Raw genomic sequence first — 18,809 nt, 5'->3', positions numbered from 1 at the left:
CAGACGGGGCCGAATTTTGTCAGCCTGTTAGTCAGCCACCACAGCGCGGTAATGCGGTATGGAAGGACGGTTCCGGTGACGGAGGCAGCAGAGCTTCCCCAGGCGCCACAGGAGGCGCGGACGGTATTCGGTGAGTTCTTCCCTGAGGCCGTCAGGTACGCGGAGCTGCTCGCGGATGCGGGAGTCAAGCGCGGCCTGATCGGTCCGCGTGAGGTGCCGCGGCTGTGGGAGCGGCATCTGCTGAACTGTGCGGTGCTCTCGGAGGTCGTGCCGGAGGGCGTCACGGTCTGCGACGTCGGCTCCGGCGCGGGGCTTCCCGGTATTCCGTTGGCTCTCGTCCGCCCGGATCTCAAGATCACACTCCTTGAGCCGCTGCTGCGGCGCACGAACTTCCTCCAGGAGGTCGTCGAGCTCCTGGGGCTGGACCATGTCACGGTGGTACGGGGCCGGGCCGAAGAGATGCTCGGAAAGCTGCCGCCCGTGCATGTGGTGACCGCTCGCGCGGTGGCTCCACTGGACCGGCTGGCCGGCTGGGGCGTTCCGCTGCTCCGCCCGTACGGGGAGATGCTCGCGCTCAAGGGCGACACCGCAGAGGAAGAGATCAACGGTGCCCGAGCGGCCCTGAGCAAGCTCGGGGTCGTGGAGACCTCCGTGCTGCATGTCGGGGAAGGCATCGTAGATCCGCTCTCCACGGTGGTACGGGTCGAGGTCGGAGAGAGCCCGGGCGGTGTGAGATTCGCGGCCAAGCGGGCCAAGGCTGCTCGTACCGAGCGCACCCGTCGCCGTCGATAAGTCCAGTCGGGCGAGCTAGGAGCGCTTCGTCGGCTGCTTGCCGCCCCCGTCCCCATACGTACGCATTTCGGAGTGTCGTAACGATGTGACCGTGCGGCGCGTGCATCGTGTTTCACGTGAAACGTCGCTCACTGCTGCAGGGAATCATCAGCCGCGGTCGCGCGGCTGCCGCGCCGCGCGACCGTAAGCCCCTCGCGAGGGCTACGGACTTGTCCACAGAGGTGGATTTCTCCACAGAACCACCGGCCTCGCTGGTTCACGACCCCGAAAGCATGGCAGGCTCTGTTCATCGCGAGCCTGAAGCCGAGGAGAGTGAATCCTTGCGGTCCGACGCCAACATCGCGGGACCGATGACCGACCCGGTCCCTGGTCCCCGTACCGAACTGGCGGGGGAGGATGTTTCACGTGAAACACCGCCCCCGATGGACGACACCCCCATTGGTCGTGCTGCCCAACTGGCGGTGGAGGCTCTGGGCCGTGCCGGCGAGGGTCTCCCACGGCCTGAGCAGACACGCGTCATGGTGGTCGCCAACCAGAAGGGTGGGGTAGGTAAGACGACCACAACGGTCAACCTTGCCGCTTCGCTTGCGTTGCACGGCGCCCGTGTTCTGGTAATCGACCTCGACCCCCAGGGCAATGCCTCCACGGCGCTGGGGATCGATCATCATGCCGAAGTCCCCTCGATCTATGACGTCCTCGTGGAGAGTAAGCCGCTCTCCGAGGTGGTCCAGCCGGTCCCGGACGTCGAAGGCCTCTTCTGTGCACCGGCCACCATCGATCTCGCTGGTGCGGAGATCGAGCTGGTTTCCCTGGTGGCACGGGAGAGCCGGCTTCAGCGAGCGATCCAGGCCTACGAGCAGCCGTTGGACTACATCCTCATCGACTGCCCGCCGTCGCTCGGCCTGCTGACCGTCAACGCCCTCGTCGCGGGCGCTGAGGTGCTGATCCCCATCCAGTGCGAGTATTACGCCCTGGAGGGCCTGGGCCAGCTCCTGCGGAACGTCGACCTGGTACGCGGGCACCTCAACCCCGCGCTGCATGTGTCGACGATCCTGCTCACCATGTACGACGGTCGGACCAGGCTCGCCTCGCAGGTGGCGGACGAGGTCCGCAGCCACTTCGGTGACGAGGTGCTGCGGACGAGCATTCCTCGATCCGTGCGAATCTCGGAGGCGCCCAGCTATGGGCAGACGGTGCTCACGTACGACCCGGGCTCCAGCGGCTCGCTGTCGTATCTTGAGGCAGCCCGTGAGATCGCACTGCGCGGGGTCGGGGTCCACTATGAGGCCCAGTCCGCGCATGTGGTCAGCCAGAACAATCAGCAGAGCATGTCGGAGGGGATCCAGTGAGCGAGCGACGTAGAGGTTTGGGGCGTGGGCTCGGTGCGCTGATCCCGGCCGCTCCGCAGGAGAAGCCTGTGCCCTCCGATGGGGCAGGCCCGACGTCTTCGGGTGCGGCCCCGGTACTGACGGCTGAGCGGGGTGTGGCCGCAGCGAAGGTGGCCACGCTTCCTCCGGGGTCTGTGACGCCCGAGCAGCGTGCGCCTGAGTCGGAGCCAGAGCCTTCCTCCGACGCGGTGTCGACTGCCGGTGCGCACTTCGCCGAGGTGCCGCTGGACTCCATCACACCGAACCCCCGCCAGCCGCGTGAGGTGTTCGACGAGGACGCGCTCGCCGAGCTGGTCACCTCCATCAAAGAGGTCGGGCTGCTCCAGCCCGTTGTTGTCCGGCAACTGGCCCCCGAGCGGTACGAGCTCATCATGGGCGAGCGTCGCTGGCGCGCCTGCCGCGAGGCGGGCCTGGAGCGCATCCCCGCGATCGTGCGGGCCACGGAGGACGAGAAGCTCCTGCTGGACGCCCTCCTGGAGAACCTCCACCGGGCCCAGCTGAACCCGCTGGAAGAGGCAGCCGCTTACGACCAGTTGCTCAAGGACTTCAACTGCACGCACGACCAGCTGGCCGACCGGATCGGGCGCTCGCGTCCGCAGGTCTCGAACACGCTGCGACTGCTCCGACTTTCGCCCCCCGTCCAGCGCCGCGTGGCTGCCGGTGTGCTGTCCGCCGGTCATGCCCGGGCCCTGCTCTCGGTGGAGGACTCCGAGGAGCAGGACCGGCTGGCACACAGGATCGTGGCTGAAGGCCTCTCGGTGCGGGCTGTCGAGGAGATCGTCACCCTGATGGGCTCACGGCCCACGAGCGCCCCGAAGTCGAAGGGGCCTCGGGCCGGGGCCCGGCTGTCGCCGGCGCTCACCGATCTCGCGTCTCGCCTTTCCGACCGTTTCGAGACGAGGGTGAAGGTCGACCTCGGTCAGAAGAAGGGGAAGATCGTCGTCGAGTTCGCCTCGATAGAAGATCTGGACCGGATCCTCGGCACTCTTGCCCCGGGAGAGGGGCGAGTCATGGAGAAGGGACTCTCCGAGGAAGGCTCGGAGGACGACGAGGCCTGAGGCCTCCGCGTAGTGATCAAGGGCGGGTCGTGTCCGGCAGTCGGCGGAACACGGTCCGCCCTTTGCCGTCTCACGGTAGGCGTGTCCTCGCTGGGTGGATACGATGCGTTCTGGTATGGCGCATCCACCTTGACCCAACTCAGAGGAAGGCGAGCCATGCGATCGGTGAGCCGCAGCCAGCTAGTGACGGCCGGCCTGAGCCTTGGCGCAGTCGGCGGGTTCATCGGCAGCCTGCTCCGGGAACGGAGCGCGTTGTCCGCTGCTCTTGGCGCGGCAGTCGAAGGAAGTGAGGAGCAGCCTTCATGGGCCGTCGGCTCGTACCACTCACGCTGGACAACCTTCCAGACCTCCCCAAGCGCTGCCGAGCGTGTGTCTTCTGGGAGCTTGATCCAGTCAGTGGAGAAGCCGCAGTAAAAGCGGGCAGACCTGAGCTGGAGAAGGAAGCCTGGATCTCCGCCGTGCTACTGGAGTGGGGATCCTGCGGCCGCGTCGTCTATGTCGACGAGGTCCCGGTCGGGTTCGTTCTCTATGCCCCGCCCGCATACGTGCCGCGCTCCACCGCCTTCCCGACCAGTCCTGTCTCGCCGGATGCTGTGCAGCTGATGACTGCCTGGATCATGCCGGGCTACCAGGAACAGGGGCTCGGTCGAGTGATGGTGCAGACCGTCGCCAAGGACTTGCTGCGGCGTGGCTTCAAGGCGATCGAGGCCTTCGGGGACGCGCGCTGGACGGAGCCGGCATGTGTCCTGCCTGCCGACCATCTCCTGGCCGTCGGCTTCAAGACCGTCCGCCCGCATCCCACCTACCCCAGGTTGAGGCTGGAGCTGCGCACCACGCTCTCCTGGAAGGAAGACGTGGAGCTGGCATTGGACCGACTTTTGGGAGCGGTACAGAAGGAACCCGCGCTTCGGCCGTTGTGACGGGTGTCCAGAGACGCGGGATGGGCCAACCCCCAGAGGGTTGGCCCATCCGTGTTTCACGTGAAACGAAGCGCGTCAGACCTTGGTGGCCTCATCGCCGATGAAGGCGTCGAGCTCGCGGACGAGCATGGCCTTCGGCTTGGCGCCCACGATGGTCTGGGCGACCTCGCCGTGCTGGTAGACGTTCAGCGTCGGGATGGACATCACGCCGTACTTGGCGGCCGTGGCCGGGTTCTCGTCGATGTTGAGCTTGACGATCTGAAGCTTGTCACCGTGCTCCGCAGCGATGGCCTCCAGCGACGGGGCGATCTGGCGGCACGGACCGCACCACTCGGCCCAGAAGTCCACAAGCACAGGCTTGTCGCTCTTGAGGACTACCTCTTCGAAGGTGTCGTCGGTCACTGTCTTGAGGGCCACGGGGGTCTCCTTAACTTGCTGTTGTGGGGTGTGGGGCTTTACAGAGTCAGACGGCGGTCGCGGCGGCGGCCTTCTCCTCGTCCGCGAGGGCGGCGAGGAAGCGCTCGGCGTCCAGGGCAGCGGAGCAGCCGGTGCCCGCGGCGGTGATGGCCTGTCGGTAGGTGTGGTCGACCACGTCACCGGCGCCGAAGACACCGGTGAGGTTCGTCCGGGTGGACGGTGCCTCGACCTTCAGGTAACCCTCGTCGTCCAGCTCCAGCTGGCCCTTGAAGAGCTCGGTGCGAGGGTCGTGGCCGACGGCGATGAACAGGCCGGTCACAGGCAGGTGGGAGGTCTCACCAGTCTTGGTGTTGCGCAGCGTCAGACCGGAGAGCTTCTGGTCACCGTGAATCTCGGCCACCTCGCTGTCCCAGGCGAACTTGATCTTCGGGTCGGCGAAGGCGCGCTCCTGCATGGCCTTGGAGGCGCGGAGGCTGTCGCGGCGGTGAACGATGGTGACGGACTTGGCGAAGCGCGAGAGGAATGTGGCCTCCTCCATGGCAGTGTCACCGCCGCCGACGACGGCGATGTCCTGGTCCTTGAAGAAGAAGCCGTCACAGGTGGCGCACCAGGAGACACCGCGTCCGGAGAGGGTGTCCTCGTTCGGCAGGCCGAGCTTGCGGTGCTGAGAGCCCGTCGTGACGATGACGGCCTTGGCGCGGTGCACCGTGCCCGCGGTGTCCGTGACGGTCTTGACCTCACCGGAGAGATCCACGGCGATGACATCGTCCGGGACGAGCTCGGCACCGAAGCGCTCGGCCTGCGCCCGCATGTTGTCCATCAGGTCCGGCCCCATGATGCCGTCACGGAAGCCGGGGAAGTTCTCCACCTCAGTGGTGTTCATCAGCGCACCACCGGCGGTGACGGCGCCTTCGAACACCAGCGGCTTCAGCGACGCACGCGCGGTGTACAGCGCAGCGGTGTAGCCGGCCGGCCCGGAGCCGATGATGATCACGTTACGGACGTCGCTCACGGGTTTCTTCCTCGTCTCTGCAGACTGCCTGCTGCCTACTGGGGCCGGGTCAACGACTCTCACCCCACCCAACGGATCCTACGGGGCGCGCATTCCCGCGGTGCCCGAGCGGCACGGCAGCAGTCTCAGGGGCGAGGGTAGGCGTGGCTCAGCAGAAGCTCCGCCTTACCTGTCGGCGCGGTGTCGACGCACGCCGCATCGACCACATACGCCTCGACCTGAGAGCTGTCGCTGGAGTGCGGCAGCACCACGAGGTACGCCTTGGTGCCCTGGTAGGTGCCCTGCTCGACGGCAAGGGCGGGATCAGTACGGCCGGTGCCCCGCTGGATACAGGGAGGCACAGGTGCGCCGGATCGCAGCGGAGAATTCGGGCTCGACTCGATGCTGAGGGAGGGTTCCTGCCCCGTGCGAGGCCCCTGCTTCGAGGCATCGTCCGGGACCTCCTTCTTCACGGTCTCGGCGGTCAGCAGCGTATGAACGCGACCTTGGAGGGAGTCGTCCGAGAAGACCGGCCCGGTCTGTGTGGCGCTGATTCCCTGGTCCGCCTTCATGCCGTCGGCACCGTCGCCCGTGCGGACCGCTTGGAAGAGCAGGACGCTGAGCCCCACGGCAGCCATGCTGAAAGCGGTCCCCAGAATGGCGGTACGTCGGCGCCGTCGAGCCTGTGCCGTTCGGCCGGGGCCGACGGAAGCGCGCGGGCGTCCTGCGGGACGGTCGGCGGGTGCTCGGTCGGGCTGCTGCAGTGCGGGCTCTGTTTCACGTGAAACATGCGACGGCTCATCGTCAGGAGCGGTGGCGTTGAGCAGCGCCTCGGCGGCCAGGGCGGCATCGATACGGCCTGCGATGTCGGCAGGCATGCGCTGCGGCCCGGGCAGCGTGCCGAGCAGGCCGCGGATCTCTTCCAGCGATGCTCGTACATCGGCACACAGATCACAGCCGTCGAGATGCTGCCTGACCGCGGCCTGACGGGACGGTGAGAGGAGGCCCTCGGTGAGATCGGAGATCTCGGAGACATCCGGGTGCTGAGCCGTGCCGGTCGTGGAGGTCACGCGCGCCCACCTCCGCCCTTCACAGCAGCAGGATCACTCGGTCCTGCATCCTTTGGTCCCGACGCCGGTGGGACGGATGTCCCTGGCGTCCGGTTCCTTCCCCCGTCAAGACCACGGCTATCCCCGGTGTCACTGCGCAGATGAGTGAGCATCGGGAGCAATCGTGCCCGGCCGCGTGCACAGCGGCTCTTCACGGTCCCCGTGGGTACGTCCAGCACCCGTGCCGCCTCTGCCACGGGGTACCCCTGCATGTCGACCAGGACCAGCGCCGCTCGCTGGTCAGCGGGAAGTGTGGCCAGCGCGGCCAGCAGCTCCCGGTGAAGGTCCTGGCGTTCTGCGGGCGCCTCGGCGGACTCATGAGGCTCGAGGAGCTGCTCAAGCCGCTCGGTGTCGTCGACGGGTGACGTCTTGCGGGAGGCGGCCTTCCGGGCCCGGTCGAGACAGGCATTGACCGTGATGCGGTGGAGCCAGGTCGTCACGGCGGACTGGCCGCGGAAGGTGTGGGCGGCTCGGAAGGCCGAAACGAGCGCATCCTGCACGGCGTCCGCGGCCTCCTCACGATCCCCCAGTGTGCGCAGAGCGACGGCCCAGAGCCGATCGCGGTGGCGCCGTACGAGCTCACCGAAGGCGTCAGGGTCTCCGGCGACATGACGAGCCAGCAGATCCCGGTCGCTTGTGTCGCCAAGCGTCGCGTCGTCCAACGGTGAGCCCCCTCCCCACGTCTCGCTCTGATGTCAGCTGGAGAACCTGATGTCCGTGATGCCTTGCTTATGGCCCGGGTTGCTGAACTCGTCCTGCGGCGAGAACGGCATGGCAGTCATCCACATCACCACGTAGCGGCTCTTCACCGGCTTCTCGGCCGTGAGCTTCAGGGAGTTGCCCTCGGTCTGGCCGGCCGCGATCTTCTTCATGGAGTCGACCGAGCCGGCCGGCGTCAGAGAATCCGTCGCATAGAGCGCGATGGCGGTGTGGTTACCGTCGTAGTGGAGAGCTATCGAGGCAGTCGCGATGTTCCTCTCGGCGCCGAGGTCATAGACGATGCCCACGCCTTGCTTGAACGGCGCCAGAACGGGACCGCCGACGTAGCTCTTGCTGCGCCAGTACGAGGAGCTGTCGTCGTCGTAGGTCTTGTTGACGTCCTCCGCATTCTGCGGATTGCCGTCCGGGGCGTACTCCTTGGCGTCCTGGACGGTCAGTGGTACCGGCGTCCTCGGCTTGTCGTCCCCGCCGTTGTCCGTCGTCTGGGAGGTTCCGGGGTCTTCGGGGGCCTTGTCGTCGTCCAGGAGCTTGTCGGCGACCTGCCAGCTGCCCAGTCCCAGCGCGGCGATGAGCAGCGCGGACACGGCCCATTTGAGGGCCTTGCCGGTGCGGCTCTCCAGCGGGGCGGGCGGCGCCGCCACCGGCTGGGTGGCGGCGGTCCCGGCGTGTGCCGAGGGCCGTCCGTAGGTGCCTTGCTGGTACGTGGTGCGCTGATACTCGGGTGGGGCCGTGAACGAGGGCTCCGGCGGCCGGATACGGGGCATCGCCGCGACTGCCTTGGCGAGTTCGTCCGGGGTGGTGCAGGGCGGCTCCTGGCGGGACGCGGTGGCACCGTCGTTGACCAGGGCGCGCATGGCGAGCTCGGACAGCCCGCGGTGAACGCCTGCCCGCACCTGGTCGGGGGCAATGAGCCCAACGCCCTTGGGGAGCCCGGACAGGCCGTAGGCGTCGTTCTCGTACGGCCAACGCTGGGTCAGCGCGGCGTAGAGCAGTGCCCCGATGGCCTCGGTGTCCGTGCGCTGCGGACGCTCGGCACTGATGCCACGCAGGGCGGCGTTCACGGCGAGCCCGCGGATCCGGTACTGCCCGGTCGAACTGCGGAGTACGGCGCCCGGCGTGAGCCGGAGGTGGGCGAGGCCCTCCCGGTGCGCCGCGGCCATTGCCTGAGAGACCTGGCTCACGAGCTGGAACGCGTCATGAGCCTCCATCGGCCCTGCGGCGAGGAGCGCGGTGAGCTCTATGGCGTCCGGCAGCCACTCATGCACGACGTAGACGACGTCGTTCTCCTCGACGGCGTCCAGCACCTGTACGAACCGGGGGTCGCCCAGGAGAGCTGAGGAGCGGGCCGCCGCGAGCACGGACCGGGCCCGCGGATGATCGGCGGGAAGGATATGGACGCCGACAGCACGGCGCAGTTTTTCGTCGACTGCACGCCAGCTGCTGAAACCGTCCAGACGGGTGACACACTCCTCGAGTCGGTAGCGTCTGGCGAGTTTGTGACCGCTGTGCAGTTCGGGCGCCGCCATAGGAGGCTGCTCGCCGCCCTTCTGCTCGGTGCCCGTGTCCTGAGCGTTCTTCTCTGCCGTGTCGTCGGCTTCCGCCACCCCGTCGGTCGTGGCCTTCTCCGCCTGGGCGGTCAGCGGGTCGTCACCGCTGTTGTCGGCCACGTCGACGGCAGCCGTGCTACGTTCCGCCACCGTCGTTCCCTGCCTCCCCATCCGTTGCGCCATATCCAGCAGCCATGCCAATTGTGCCCACAGTCCGCCGCTATGCACGACACACGGTGGCGGACGATGGTTGTGCGCGAAAGAGCGCTGTTAGCGCCCCAGTCGCCCGCGGACCATGCCGACCAGGGCGTTGAGCTCCTCGATCCGCATCTTCTTCGCTGAGACGAAGAAGATGACAAGCAGGACCACTCCGCCGGCGGCGAGTGCGACGAGCGAGCCGAGCGCGCCCTCGCCGAGAGCCTTGAGTACGAAGAACCCCACCGCCCCGCCCGCTACCGCAGCGGGGACGGAAGCCAGGCACAACCGTGCGTAGGTCCGCACCACATGGGAGCCGTCGAGGTCACCGCCCAGCCGGTTGCGCAGCCGGCGCCAGGCGATCCCGACGCCGACGGCGTAGGCGAGACCGTACGCGGCGGCCATACCCACCACGGCCCACTCCGCCGGGAGGACGAAGTAGCAGGCGGCCGACGCCGCCGCGTTCACTGCGGCCACGATGACCGTGTTGTAGAACGGCGTGCGGGTGTCCTCGTAGGCGTAGAAGCCACGGAGGACGACGTACTGCACCGAGTACGGAATAAGACCGAGACCGAAGGCCATCAGGATGAAGCCCATGGACTTGGCGGCTTCCGTGCCGGCGGACGCGTAGAGCAGGGTGCACATCGGCACGCCCAGTGCCAGGAACGAGAAGGCGACCGGGACAATCGCGACGGCCGAGTTCCGCAGTCCCTGCGAGATGTCGTCGCGGACGGCGCCCGGGTCCCCGTCATGAGCGGCCCGGGAGAGTCGCGGCAACAGAGCCGCCATGACCGACACCGTGATGATCGCCTGCGGCATGCCCCAGATGAGCTGGGCATTGGAGTAGGCAAGGAAGCCCGCCCCGTCCTTGCCCGACGCATCACCGGCGGCGGTGGAGAGCTGGGTGACCACGACCACGCCTGCCTGGTTGGCGAGGACGAACAGAACCGTCCATTTGGCGAGCTTGACGGTCTTCCCCAGCCCGTGGCCCTTCCAGTCGAAGCGGGGACGGAAGCGGAAGCCGGTCTCACGGAGATAGGGGATCATCGCGAGGGCCTGGACGCTCAGGCCCAGCAGGGTACCGATGCCCAGCAGGCGCACGCCCTCGGGCGGAATCGTCTGCACACTCATCTGGGACTCGGCGGAGGTGCCGTAGACCCAGATGAACATCCCGAAGGTGAAGATCATGACGATGTTGTTGAGGACCGGGGTCCACATCATCGCGCCGAACTTTCCGCGGGCATTGAGGATCTGGCCCATGACCACGTGCACACCCATGAAGAAGATCGTGGGAAGGCAGTAGCGGGCGAAGGTGACGGCGACGCTGTTCGCCGGAGGGTTGCCGGCGATCGTGGGCGACAGGGCTGCGATCAGCAGCGGCGCTGCGAACACGGCGATCGCGACGATCGCACCGAGCGCGACCATGACGAGGGTCAGCAGCCGGTTGGCGTAGGCCTCGCCGCCGTCCTCGTCGTTCTTCATGGCACGCACGAGCTGTGGAACGAAGACAGAGTTGAGGCCGCCGCCCACCGTAAGGATGTAGATCATCGTCGGCAGGGTGTAGGCGACGGTGAAAGCGTCGCCGAGCAGCGCGGCACCCAGGGCGCCGGTGATCACCAGGCTGCGAACGAAGCCCGTGAGTCGCGACACCAGTGTGCCGGCGGCCATGACGGCGCTGGATTTGAGCAGCCCCGACGCCCTGCCGCCCGACTTCTTGGGTGCGGGCGCAGGTGACGGCGCTGGGACGGGTGCGGGGTCCGCCTCCGCACCGGGAGTGGGCGCCGACTGGCCCGCGACCTGCTGGTCCCGGTAGAGGTGGGCGAAGGCGTCCGGCGCGGGCTCGTCCTTGCCGGCTCGTGTCACGAGATCGTCGACGCCGGTGAACTGGACAGTCCCGGCGTCGTCCCCGTACGGCAGACGACGAGACGGACCGTCCGGCTCGGGTGGCGGTGTCTGGGCCCAGATCCGGGGGTCAGGCGCATGCTGCTGAGCCGGCGGCTGCTGGTACATCGGCTGTGGCCGCTGGAAGCCGGCGGGCGGTGGCGGAGGATGGGCGGCGCGGTCATAGAGCGCCTCCGATACCGGGTCCTGGGCGGAGAGGTCCTGTGCCCGATAGGGGTCGTGCGCGTACGCGTCCTGCACATACGGGTCCGGCGTGGGCTCGGGCGACGGCGGTGGCACCTGGCCCGCCGCAGGCTCCGCCGGCTGGGGACCGGGTGGGGGGTACTGAGCGCCCGGGGAGGGCGCAGTGCTCCCCGCGCCCTGCCCGCGGTCACCGTCGTACGGCGCGTTCATGGTTACCCCACCTCATCGTCCCCGGCCGACCGGCCACGACATCGCTCAACGGTCCACTTTCTCACCCGTGCTCGACGGGTCGGCGCTTTCCGGTCCGGTGTCCGGTGTCAGGTCACTCGGCTGCTCCGGGCCGTCGCCCTCCGCACCCGCTGGGCTCTCTTCAGCCGGTTGGGCGTCCGCGGCGGCATCGCGAGCCGCCGCGCGCTTGCGCTGGGTGTACATCCTGACGCCTGCGAGGACGAGAAGCAGCACGCCGCCGGCGATGACGAGCATCACAGTCGGGGTGATCTCGGAGACCTTGACCGTGAAGGTCATGGGACCGCCGTACAGCTTGCCGTCCTCGGTGTAGAGCTGGGCCGTCACCTGCACCGGTCCGTTGGCGTTGGCCGCGGCGGCGAACTTCACCGACTGGCTGTGCCCGCCGTCGATCTTGACCGGCTGCTCGGCGATCACGGTGCTGTCGTCCAGCTTGAGGCGTGTGGGGTTCGAGGACTTGATCCGAAGGACGAGGTTGTCGACCCCCTGGACCAGCTTGTTCTGCACGGTCACGGGGATCGTGGCGCTGCGGCCCGACAGCGTCAGTGCCGACTTCTGGATCAGCCGCACCTCAGTGGTGAGGTTCTTCAGATAGCTCTGCACCCCGCTGCGGTACTGGGCGGCCGGGGCCGCCTTGCCGCGCCAGGACGTGGACATCTCCCGGTTGATCGCATTGCCGAACGGGGTCACCACCCGGTCCGGGGACGTGAGGATGACCTTGAAGTTGTCGAGGGTCTCCTGGGTGGACTTGATGTCCTGGAAGGTCCGCACCGGCAGCTCCCGCGTACGGAGCTTCTTCGGATACTGCGAGGAGGCCGGAACCTGGGTGGTGGCGTCGGGGTCGGGCTTGGCCGACGCAGCCGCGATCAGGTCCAGTGGCTGGGTCCAGCGCTCGCCGGCGAGGCCGTGCAGCGCCTTCGCCATCGTCTGTGCCTGGGCGGACGTCGGCATTCGCTGCGGGGCGACCACGATGCTCCGCTGCGCGTCCGGCGCCTGAAGGGTCAGAGCCTGCGTCTGGGCCAGGAACTCCTGGACCGTCTTAGTCGAGGTCCCCGCCTTGCTCATGTCCCCGTAGAACGCCGTTGAGAGCCGCCCGTCCGCCACGACCGCCGTCGTGCCGCCGCCGATGGGCCGCGCCGCGGAGGGCGTGTAGGACACCGAGCCGGTCTCGCGGAGACTGTCGCTTCGGGCGATGATCTTGTGTGCTCCGGCCGAGGTCGCGACATCGACGATCGACGGGTCGATCGCGCCCTCCACCGGCCAGGCGAAGTCGATGGACGGCTTCACATGGAGGATCGTCTCAACGGTCGACTCGGCCACCGCCGTGGCGGGCTGCAGATGGCTGAGGGACCCGGAAACGTCCTTCCCACGGTGTGCGAGGGAGGCCAGGTCGGGGTCCCCGAACGGCACGGCGACGACCTTGCGGCCCTGGACCGCTTCCTCGAGAGTGCTCAGCCACTTCTTGGCCACGGCCTGGTTCCGGCCGGGGGTCGTGGCGCCCTGACCGTTCTTGATCCGGTAATTCCGGGTCATCGCGTCGACCGTGGCCAGCAGGTCCGGGTCGATGACCCATGTCACGGGCAGCTGACTGCCGAGGGAGACGAGCTGCTCGAGCCGGCCTCCCGGGGCGAGCTCAGTGGCCAGGGTGTCGTTCTCGAAGACCGGGGTCTGCTGCTCGTCCGAGCCGGTCTCGGCCGACAGATGCGTCGTCGAGATGAGCGGCCAGAGGAAGGTGAGCTGGGTCTTCTTGCCGGTGGCCTCCGGCTGCCACGGGAGGAACGTCCGCTCGATGCCCAGCACCCGCTCGCGCGGCTCGCTCTGGGTTTGTCCGGAGAGGGAGACACCGAGCTGGTACACGCCCTCCTCGTCGAGCTTGAGCTTGCTGACCGGGACGGTCAGCTTGAATTCCTGGCTGATGCCCGATGCCAGCCGGGCGAACCTGACGGTGTACGGGCCGCCGAGCTCCTCGGCGTCACTTTCCGGCGAGTAGCTGGTACGCGCGGACGCCTCGTCGATCTCCGGCCGGTCCGCCATGCGCGGTCCGACGCGCAGATCGACCTGCGCGTCCGTGACCGGTTCCTTGCCCTTGTTCGTCACGGTGCCCGTGATGGTGAGCGTGTCGTCTTTCACAGGGGCGCTCGGTGACAGGTCGTTCAGTGCCACATCGACAGTGCGGGATTCGCTACCGTCCGTTGCGGCGTACGCGGCCGGTGCCGCCGGTACGCACAGCAGACCGGCGAGCAGTGGAGTTCCCGCGAGGACGGCGGCTGTGCGCCGCAGCCACCGGCGGGCAGGAGAAAGACCCATCCCCTGGAATTCTGCCGCCTCGGCCACGCGCTCGTCCGTCCCTCGTCGTCTGTTGCCGTTGGTGGGTGTCGCTAGGTGCGTCCACGAATGGTAACGAGGTGCGCTGTGACGAAGTGCTGGGGACTGCTCCACATGATCGGAGGAGGGGCGTGAGCGCGAGGGAAACAGGGAAGCTCGCGTGCGCGCGGGCACGTACTCTTTTCTGTTGTGCCGAACGCCAACGAAGACAACCTCACCGAACTGAGCCAGGTGCAGCGCCGCGCTGTGAGCGAGCTGCTGCGCGTATCCCCTGTCGCCGATGACCTCGCCCGCCGATTCCAGCAGGCAGGGTTCAGCCTCGCGCTGGTCGGCGGCTCGGTGCGGGACGCGCTGCTCGGCCGGCTCGGCAACGATCTCGACTTCACCACTGATGCCCGCCCCGAGGACGTTCTGAAGATCGTCCGGCCGTGGGCCGACTCTGTGTGGGAGGTCGGGATCGCGTTCGGCACGGTTGGGTGTCAGAAGGACGCCCGCGTCGGAGACGCCCTGCAGCGCTTCCAGATCGAGGTCACGACGTACCGCTCCGAGGCGTACGACCGGACCTCCCGCAAGCCTGAGGTGTCCTACGGCGACTCCATCGAGGAAGATCTGGTCCGCCGCGACTTCACCGTGAACGCGATGGCCGTAGCGCTGCCGGAGAAGGAGTTCATCGACCCGCACGGCGGTCTGGAGGACCTCGCGGCGAGCGTTCTGCGTACCCCTGGCACTCCCGAGGACTCGTTCTCCGACGACCCGCTGCGCATGCTCCGGGCCGCGCGCTTCGCCGCTCAGCTGGACTTCGAGGTGGCCCCCGAGGTCATCACCGCCATGAAGGAGATGGCCGAGCGGATCGAGATCGTCTCCGCGGAGCGGATCCGTGATGAGTTCAACAAGCTCATCCTCTCCCCGCACCCCCGGAAGGGTTTGGCGCTGCTGGTCGACACCGGTCTCGCTGGCCACTTCATCCCCGAACTGCCGGCTCTCCGACTGGAGAGTGATGAACACCACCGGCACAAGGACGTGTATGAGCACTCGCTGACCGTGTTGGAACAGGCCATCGACCTGGAGGAGAGCGGACCGGATCTCGTACTCCGCCTCTCTGCGCTCCTTCACGACATCGGTAAGCCGAGGACGCGGCGGTTCGAGACGGACGGCCGGGTCTCGTTCCATCATCACGAGGTGGTGGGCGCCAAGATGACCAAGAAGCGGCTGACGGCGCTCAAGTACTCCAACGACTTGGTCAAGGACATCGCCCGGCTGGTGGAGCTGCATCTACGTTTCCACGGTTACGGCACCGGCGAGTGGACCGACTCGGCGGTGCGTCGGTACGTGCGGGACGCCGGCCCTCAGCTGGAGCGACTGCACAAGCTGACGCGCTCGGACTGCACCACACGGAACAAGCGGAAGGCGAGCGCGCTGTCGCGTGCCTATGACGGGCTCGAGGAGCGCATCGTCCAGCTCAAGGAGCAGGAGGAGCTGGATTCGATCCGTCCGGACCTGGACGGGAACCAGATCATGGAGGTTCTGGGTGTCGGCCCCGGCCCGGTGATCGGCAAGGCCTACGCATTCCTGCTGGAGCTGCGGCTGGAGAACGGGCCGATGGAGCATGACGATGCCGTCGCGGCCCTCAAGGGCTGGTGGGCAACTCAGGGCTGACCCCGAAACGGGCGCCATGTTTCACGTGAAACATGGCGCCCGTCGTGCTGGGAGGGTGGCGATGTTTCACGTGAAACATTGCCCCGCTAGCGCACACCTCCCGTGTGCCGCCACCGGAGCATCATCGCGGCGACCGCCCCGTAGAGCGCGGCGACCATGAGGACCAGCGGGACGGATCTGCCGTCGGGAGGCAGCATCAGGGCGGTCACGCCCGCGGCGCCGACGAAAGCGACGTTGTACAACATGTCGTAGAGGGAGAACACCCGACCTCGGAAGGCGTCATCAATGGACGTCTGCACGACTGTGTCGGTGGTGATCTTGACTCCCTGGGTGACGAGGCCGAGAACGAACGCGGCGGCGAGCGTCGGCACGGGAGTGAAGGAAAGACCGAGGGCCGGTTCGAAGATGGCCGCCGCCCCCGTGCACATCGCCACCCAGCCGTACTGGCCGAGCCGGTCGACCGCCCAGGGTGTGGTGACAGCCGCGGCGAAGTACCCCGCGCCTGAGATGATCACGGCCAGACCCAGGAGAGCCAGCCCTTCCGATTCCGTCTCCGACCATGCGTAGCGGCAGAGCATCAGGACCATCACGGTCAGAGAGCCGTAACAAAAGCGGACCAAGGTCATTGCGATGAGGACCTGGACGGCGGCCGGCCGCTTGGTCAGATGGCGCAGCCCGCTGATGAGGCCGCGGGCTGTCGACGCTACGGCTGCGGCCAGCCGTGGCTGCACCAGCTCCGGATCGGGGCCGAGGAGTCCACGGTCCATGCGCAGCGATGCGAGCGCGGCGCAGAGGTAGAGCGCTGCGCCGAGCAGCACCACGGCTGCGTCCGAGCCGGAAGCGGCCAGTCGTACGACGAATGCGAGCCCTGCTCCCGCAGTGGCGGCGAGGGTGCCCGCCGTCGGCGAGACGGAGTTGGCCATGACGAGCCGCTCCTCGTCGACAACGCGCGGCAGTGCGGCGGAAAGTCCGGCCAGGATGAAGCGATTGACGGCTGTGACGGACAGTGCGGAGGCGTAGAAGAGCCAGTCGGGGACGGACGCGAGGATCAATACGGCGGTGCAGCAGGCGAGGGCGGCCCGCAACAGATTCCCGTAGAGGAAGACCTGACGCCGCTGCCAGCGATCCAGCAGGACACCCGCGAAGGGGCCGATCAGTGAATACGGCAGGAGCAACACCGCCATGGCGGAGGCGATCGCGGCGGGGGAGGCTTGGTTCTCCGGAGAGAAGACGACGTGCGTGGCGAGCGCGACCTGGTAGACGCCGTCGGCCGACTGGGAGAGCAGCCGTACGGCAAGCAGGCGGCGGAAGTTCGTCAGGCGCAGGAGTACGCGCAAATCACGTACGACAGGCATGTGGGCAAGCGTCACACACGAAGAGGGTCCCCGGGCGGATTGCCCGGGGACCCTCAACGATCGGACAGCGGACGAGCTTTAGCGCTCGACCTCGCCCTTGATGAACTTCTCGACGTTCTCGAAGGCCTCGTCGTCGAAGTACTGCACCGGCGGGGACTTCATGAAGTACGAGGACGCGGACAGGATCGGGCCGCCGATGCCGCGGTCCTTGGCGATCTTCGCGGCGCGCACGGCGTCGATGATGACACCCGCCGAGTTCGGGGAGTCCCACACCTCGAGCTTGTACTCGAGGTTCAGCGGGACATCGCCGAAGGCGCGGCCCTCGAGGCGGACGTACGCCCACTTGCGGTCGTCCAGCCACTGCACGAAGTCCGACGGGCCGATGTGGACGTTCTTCTCGCCCAGCTCACGGTCGGGGATCTGCGAGGTGACTGCCTGCGTCTTCGAGATCTTCTTGGACTCAAGACGCTCACGCTCGAGCATGTTCTTGAAGTCCATGTTGCCGCCGACGTTCAGCTGCATGGTGCGCTCGAGGCGGACACCGCGGTCCTCGAAGAGCTTCGCCATGACGCGGTGCGTGATGGTGGCGCCGACCTGCGACTTGATGTCGTCGCCGACGATCGGGACGCCTGCCTCGGTGAACTTGTCCGCCCACTCCTTGGTACCGGCGATGAAGACCGGGAGAGCGTTGACGAAGGCGACCTTGGCGTCGATGGCGCACTGCGCGTAGAACTTCGCAGCGTCCTCGGAACCGACGGGCAGGTAGCAGACGAGAACGTCGACCTGCTTGTCCTTGAGGGTCTGGACGACGTCGACCGGGGTCTCGGCGGACTCCTCGATGGTCTGGCGGTAGTACTTGCCCAGACCGTCGTAGGTGTGGCCGCGCTGCACGGTCACACCCGTGCTCGGCACGTCGCAGATCTTGATGGTGTTGTTCTCGCTGGCACCGATGGCGTCGGCGAGGTCGAGGCCGACCTTCTTCGCGTCGACGTCGAAGGCGGCGACGAACTCGACGTCACCAACGTGGTAGTCGCCGAACTGGACGTGCATCAGACCGGGCACCTTGCCGGCCGGATCTGCGTCCTTGTAGTACTCGACGCCCTGCACCAGCGAGGCGGCGCAGTTGCCCACGCCGACGATGGCTACGCGAACCGAACCCATTCCGGTTGCTCCCTGTGTGTTCTCGTACGAGACCCTGCATGGATGCGGGGCCTCACTTGGTGGTGTCATCGGACGGATCCGGCTGGTTGGAGTGCCCGGAAGGGCTCCCCTCGGGGGACACTGCGCCCCGGTGCCGGGGCAGGCCGCCCGTCTCTGCAGATGTGGTGTCCTGCTGAGCGTCCTCGGAGGCGGAGGATCGTCGCTGATCCCGCCCCGCCCGCTCGCTCTCGATGAGCTCGTTCAGCCAGCGCACTTCGCGCTCCACGGACTCCATGCCGTGCCGCTGCAGCTCAAGCGTGTAGTCGTCAAGGCGCTCGCGGGTGCGGGCGAGGGAGGTACGCATCTTCTCCAGACGCTCCTCCAGCCGGCTGCGCCGGCCCTCCAGCACCCGCATCCGTACCTCGCGCTCCGTCTGCCCGAAGAAGGCGAACCGGGCCGCGAAGTGTTCGTCTTCCCAGGTGTCGGGGCCGGTGTGGGAGAGGAGCTCCTCGAAGTGCTCCTTACCTTCTGCCGTCAGCCGGTAGACGATCTTGGCCCGACGCCCCGCGAGCGAGGCGGCAAGAGCGTCCTCAGGAGCGCTGCCCGGCTCCTCGATCAACCAGCCGTTGGCGACCAGCGTCTTGAGGCAGGGGTAGAGGGTCCCGTAACTGAAGGCCCGGAAGATCCCCAGCGACGTGTTGAGCCGCTTGCGCAGCTCGTATCCGTGCATCGGGGCCTCGCGGAGCAGGCCGAGAACGGCGAACTCGAGGATGCCGGAGCGTCTGCTCATCGATCGCCTCCTCAGCCTTCCCTGACTGCTATGCCGCTCTGATGTATCGACTCGATACATCCAGACGATAGAACG

General features: G+C 67.5%; 15 protein-coding genes. 5 read left to right on the top strand and 10 right to left on the bottom strand.

Annotated elements, in window-relative coordinates:
- The first annotated feature begins 75 nt into the window (after window positions 1-75).
- The 4 genes from rsmG to ACZ6ZQ_RS10625 all read left to right on the top strand — a co-directional run bounded on the left by rsmG (window position 76) and on the right by ACZ6ZQ_RS10625 (window position 4,158).
- The gene (rsmG, locus tag ACZ6ZQ_RS10640) at window positions 76-792 is read left to right on the top strand and encodes a 16S rRNA (guanine(527)-N(7))-methyltransferase RsmG (RefSeq protein ID WP_469768159.1); all 717 of its coding nucleotides are present in this window, start codon (window positions 76-78) and stop codon (window positions 790-792) included.
- A gap of 272 nt (window positions 793-1,064) precedes the next feature.
- On the top strand, window positions 1,065-2,141 hold the full coding sequence (locus tag ACZ6ZQ_RS10635; RefSeq protein ID WP_469768273.1) for a ParA family protein: 1,077 nt from the start codon (window positions 1,065-1,067) through the stop codon (window positions 2,139-2,141).
- Window positions 2,138-3,238, top strand: a complete 1,101-nt coding sequence (locus ACZ6ZQ_RS10630) for a ParB/RepB/Spo0J family partition protein (RefSeq protein WP_469768158.1) — start codon at window positions 2,138-2,140, stop codon at window positions 3,236-3,238. Before ACZ6ZQ_RS10635 ends, ACZ6ZQ_RS10630 begins: the two co-directional genes overlap by 4 nt.
- 302 nt (window positions 3,239-3,540) lie before the next feature.
- On the top strand, window positions 3,541-4,158 hold the full coding sequence (locus tag ACZ6ZQ_RS10625; RefSeq protein WP_469768157.1) for a GNAT family N-acetyltransferase: 618 nt from the start codon (window positions 3,541-3,543) through the stop codon (window positions 4,156-4,158).
- Between the two features lie 75 nt (window positions 4,159-4,233).
- On the opposite strand, the gene trxA is transcribed toward ACZ6ZQ_RS10625, so the two are convergent.
- From trxA to ACZ6ZQ_RS10590, 7 genes are all read right to left on the bottom strand, one after another.
- Entirely contained in the window at window positions 4,234-4,575 is a 342-nt protein-coding gene (trxA, locus tag ACZ6ZQ_RS10620) for a thioredoxin (RefSeq protein ID WP_453659758.1), read from the bottom strand.
- A 46-nt stretch (window positions 4,576-4,621) separates the two neighbouring features.
- On the bottom strand, window positions 4,622-5,587 hold the full coding sequence (gene trxB, locus ACZ6ZQ_RS10615; protein ID WP_469768156.1) for a thioredoxin-disulfide reductase: 966 nt from the start codon (window positions 5,585-5,587) through the stop codon (window positions 4,622-4,624).
- Window positions 5,588-5,712: 125 nt separating this feature from the next.
- On the bottom strand, window positions 5,713-6,636 hold the full coding sequence (locus ACZ6ZQ_RS10610) for an anti-sigma factor family protein (protein ID WP_469768155.1): 924 nt from the start codon (window positions 6,634-6,636) through the stop codon (window positions 5,713-5,715).
- Window positions 6,633-7,337 (bottom strand): RNA polymerase sigma factor SigM, encoded by a 705-nt coding sequence (sigM, locus tag ACZ6ZQ_RS10605; protein ID WP_469768154.1) that lies wholly within the window; start codon window positions 7,335-7,337, stop codon window positions 6,633-6,635. The genes ACZ6ZQ_RS10610 and sigM overlap by 4 nt, the downstream gene beginning before the upstream one ends.
- A 33-nt stretch (window positions 7,338-7,370) precedes the next feature.
- A complete protein-coding gene (locus tag ACZ6ZQ_RS10600; RefSeq protein ID WP_469768153.1) occupies window positions 7,371-9,092 on the bottom strand; it encodes a protein kinase family protein in 1,722 nt (573 codons plus the stop codon).
- A gap of 120 nt (window positions 9,093-9,212) precedes the next feature.
- Window positions 9,213-11,432, bottom strand: a complete 2,220-nt coding sequence (gene murJ / locus ACZ6ZQ_RS10595) for a murein biosynthesis integral membrane protein MurJ (protein WP_469768152.1) — start codon at window positions 11,430-11,432, stop codon at window positions 9,213-9,215.
- A 45-nt stretch (window positions 11,433-11,477) separates the two neighbouring features.
- Window positions 11,478-13,802, bottom strand: coding sequence for a DUF6049 family protein (locus ACZ6ZQ_RS10590; RefSeq protein WP_469768151.1), 2,325 nt, complete (start codon window positions 13,800-13,802; stop codon window positions 11,478-11,480).
- A gap of 180 nt (window positions 13,803-13,982) precedes the next feature.
- Between ACZ6ZQ_RS10590 and ACZ6ZQ_RS10585 the strand changes: the two genes are divergently transcribed.
- Window positions 13,983-15,449: a CCA tRNA nucleotidyltransferase gene (locus ACZ6ZQ_RS10585; RefSeq protein ID WP_469768150.1), complete on the top strand. Its 1,467-nt coding sequence runs from the start codon at window positions 13,983-13,985 to the stop codon at window positions 15,447-15,449.
- 86 nt (window positions 15,450-15,535) lie between these two features.
- On the opposite strand, the gene ACZ6ZQ_RS10580 is transcribed toward ACZ6ZQ_RS10585, so the two are convergent.
- From ACZ6ZQ_RS10580 to ACZ6ZQ_RS10570, 3 genes are all read right to left on the bottom strand, one after another.
- Window positions 15,536-16,804 (bottom strand): MFS transporter, encoded by a 1,269-nt coding sequence (locus ACZ6ZQ_RS10580; protein ID WP_469768149.1) that lies wholly within the window; start codon window positions 16,802-16,804, stop codon window positions 15,536-15,538.
- A gap of 78 nt (window positions 16,805-16,882) precedes the next feature.
- A complete protein-coding gene (locus ACZ6ZQ_RS10575) occupies window positions 16,883-17,965 on the bottom strand; it encodes an inositol-3-phosphate synthase (protein ID WP_453667796.1) in 1,083 nt (360 codons plus the stop codon).
- A 52-nt stretch (window positions 17,966-18,017) separates the two neighbouring features.
- Window positions 18,018-18,734, bottom strand: a complete 717-nt coding sequence (locus ACZ6ZQ_RS10570; RefSeq protein WP_469768148.1) for a PadR family transcriptional regulator — start codon at window positions 18,732-18,734, stop codon at window positions 18,018-18,020.
- Between the last annotated feature and the right edge of the window lie 75 nt (window positions 18,735-18,809).

It is taken from the genome of Streptomyces sp. NPDC053673 (assembly GCF_055585225.1).
Note: the sequence above shows the minus strand (reverse complement) of the source record. Positions and strands in the feature narration are given on the sequence as shown.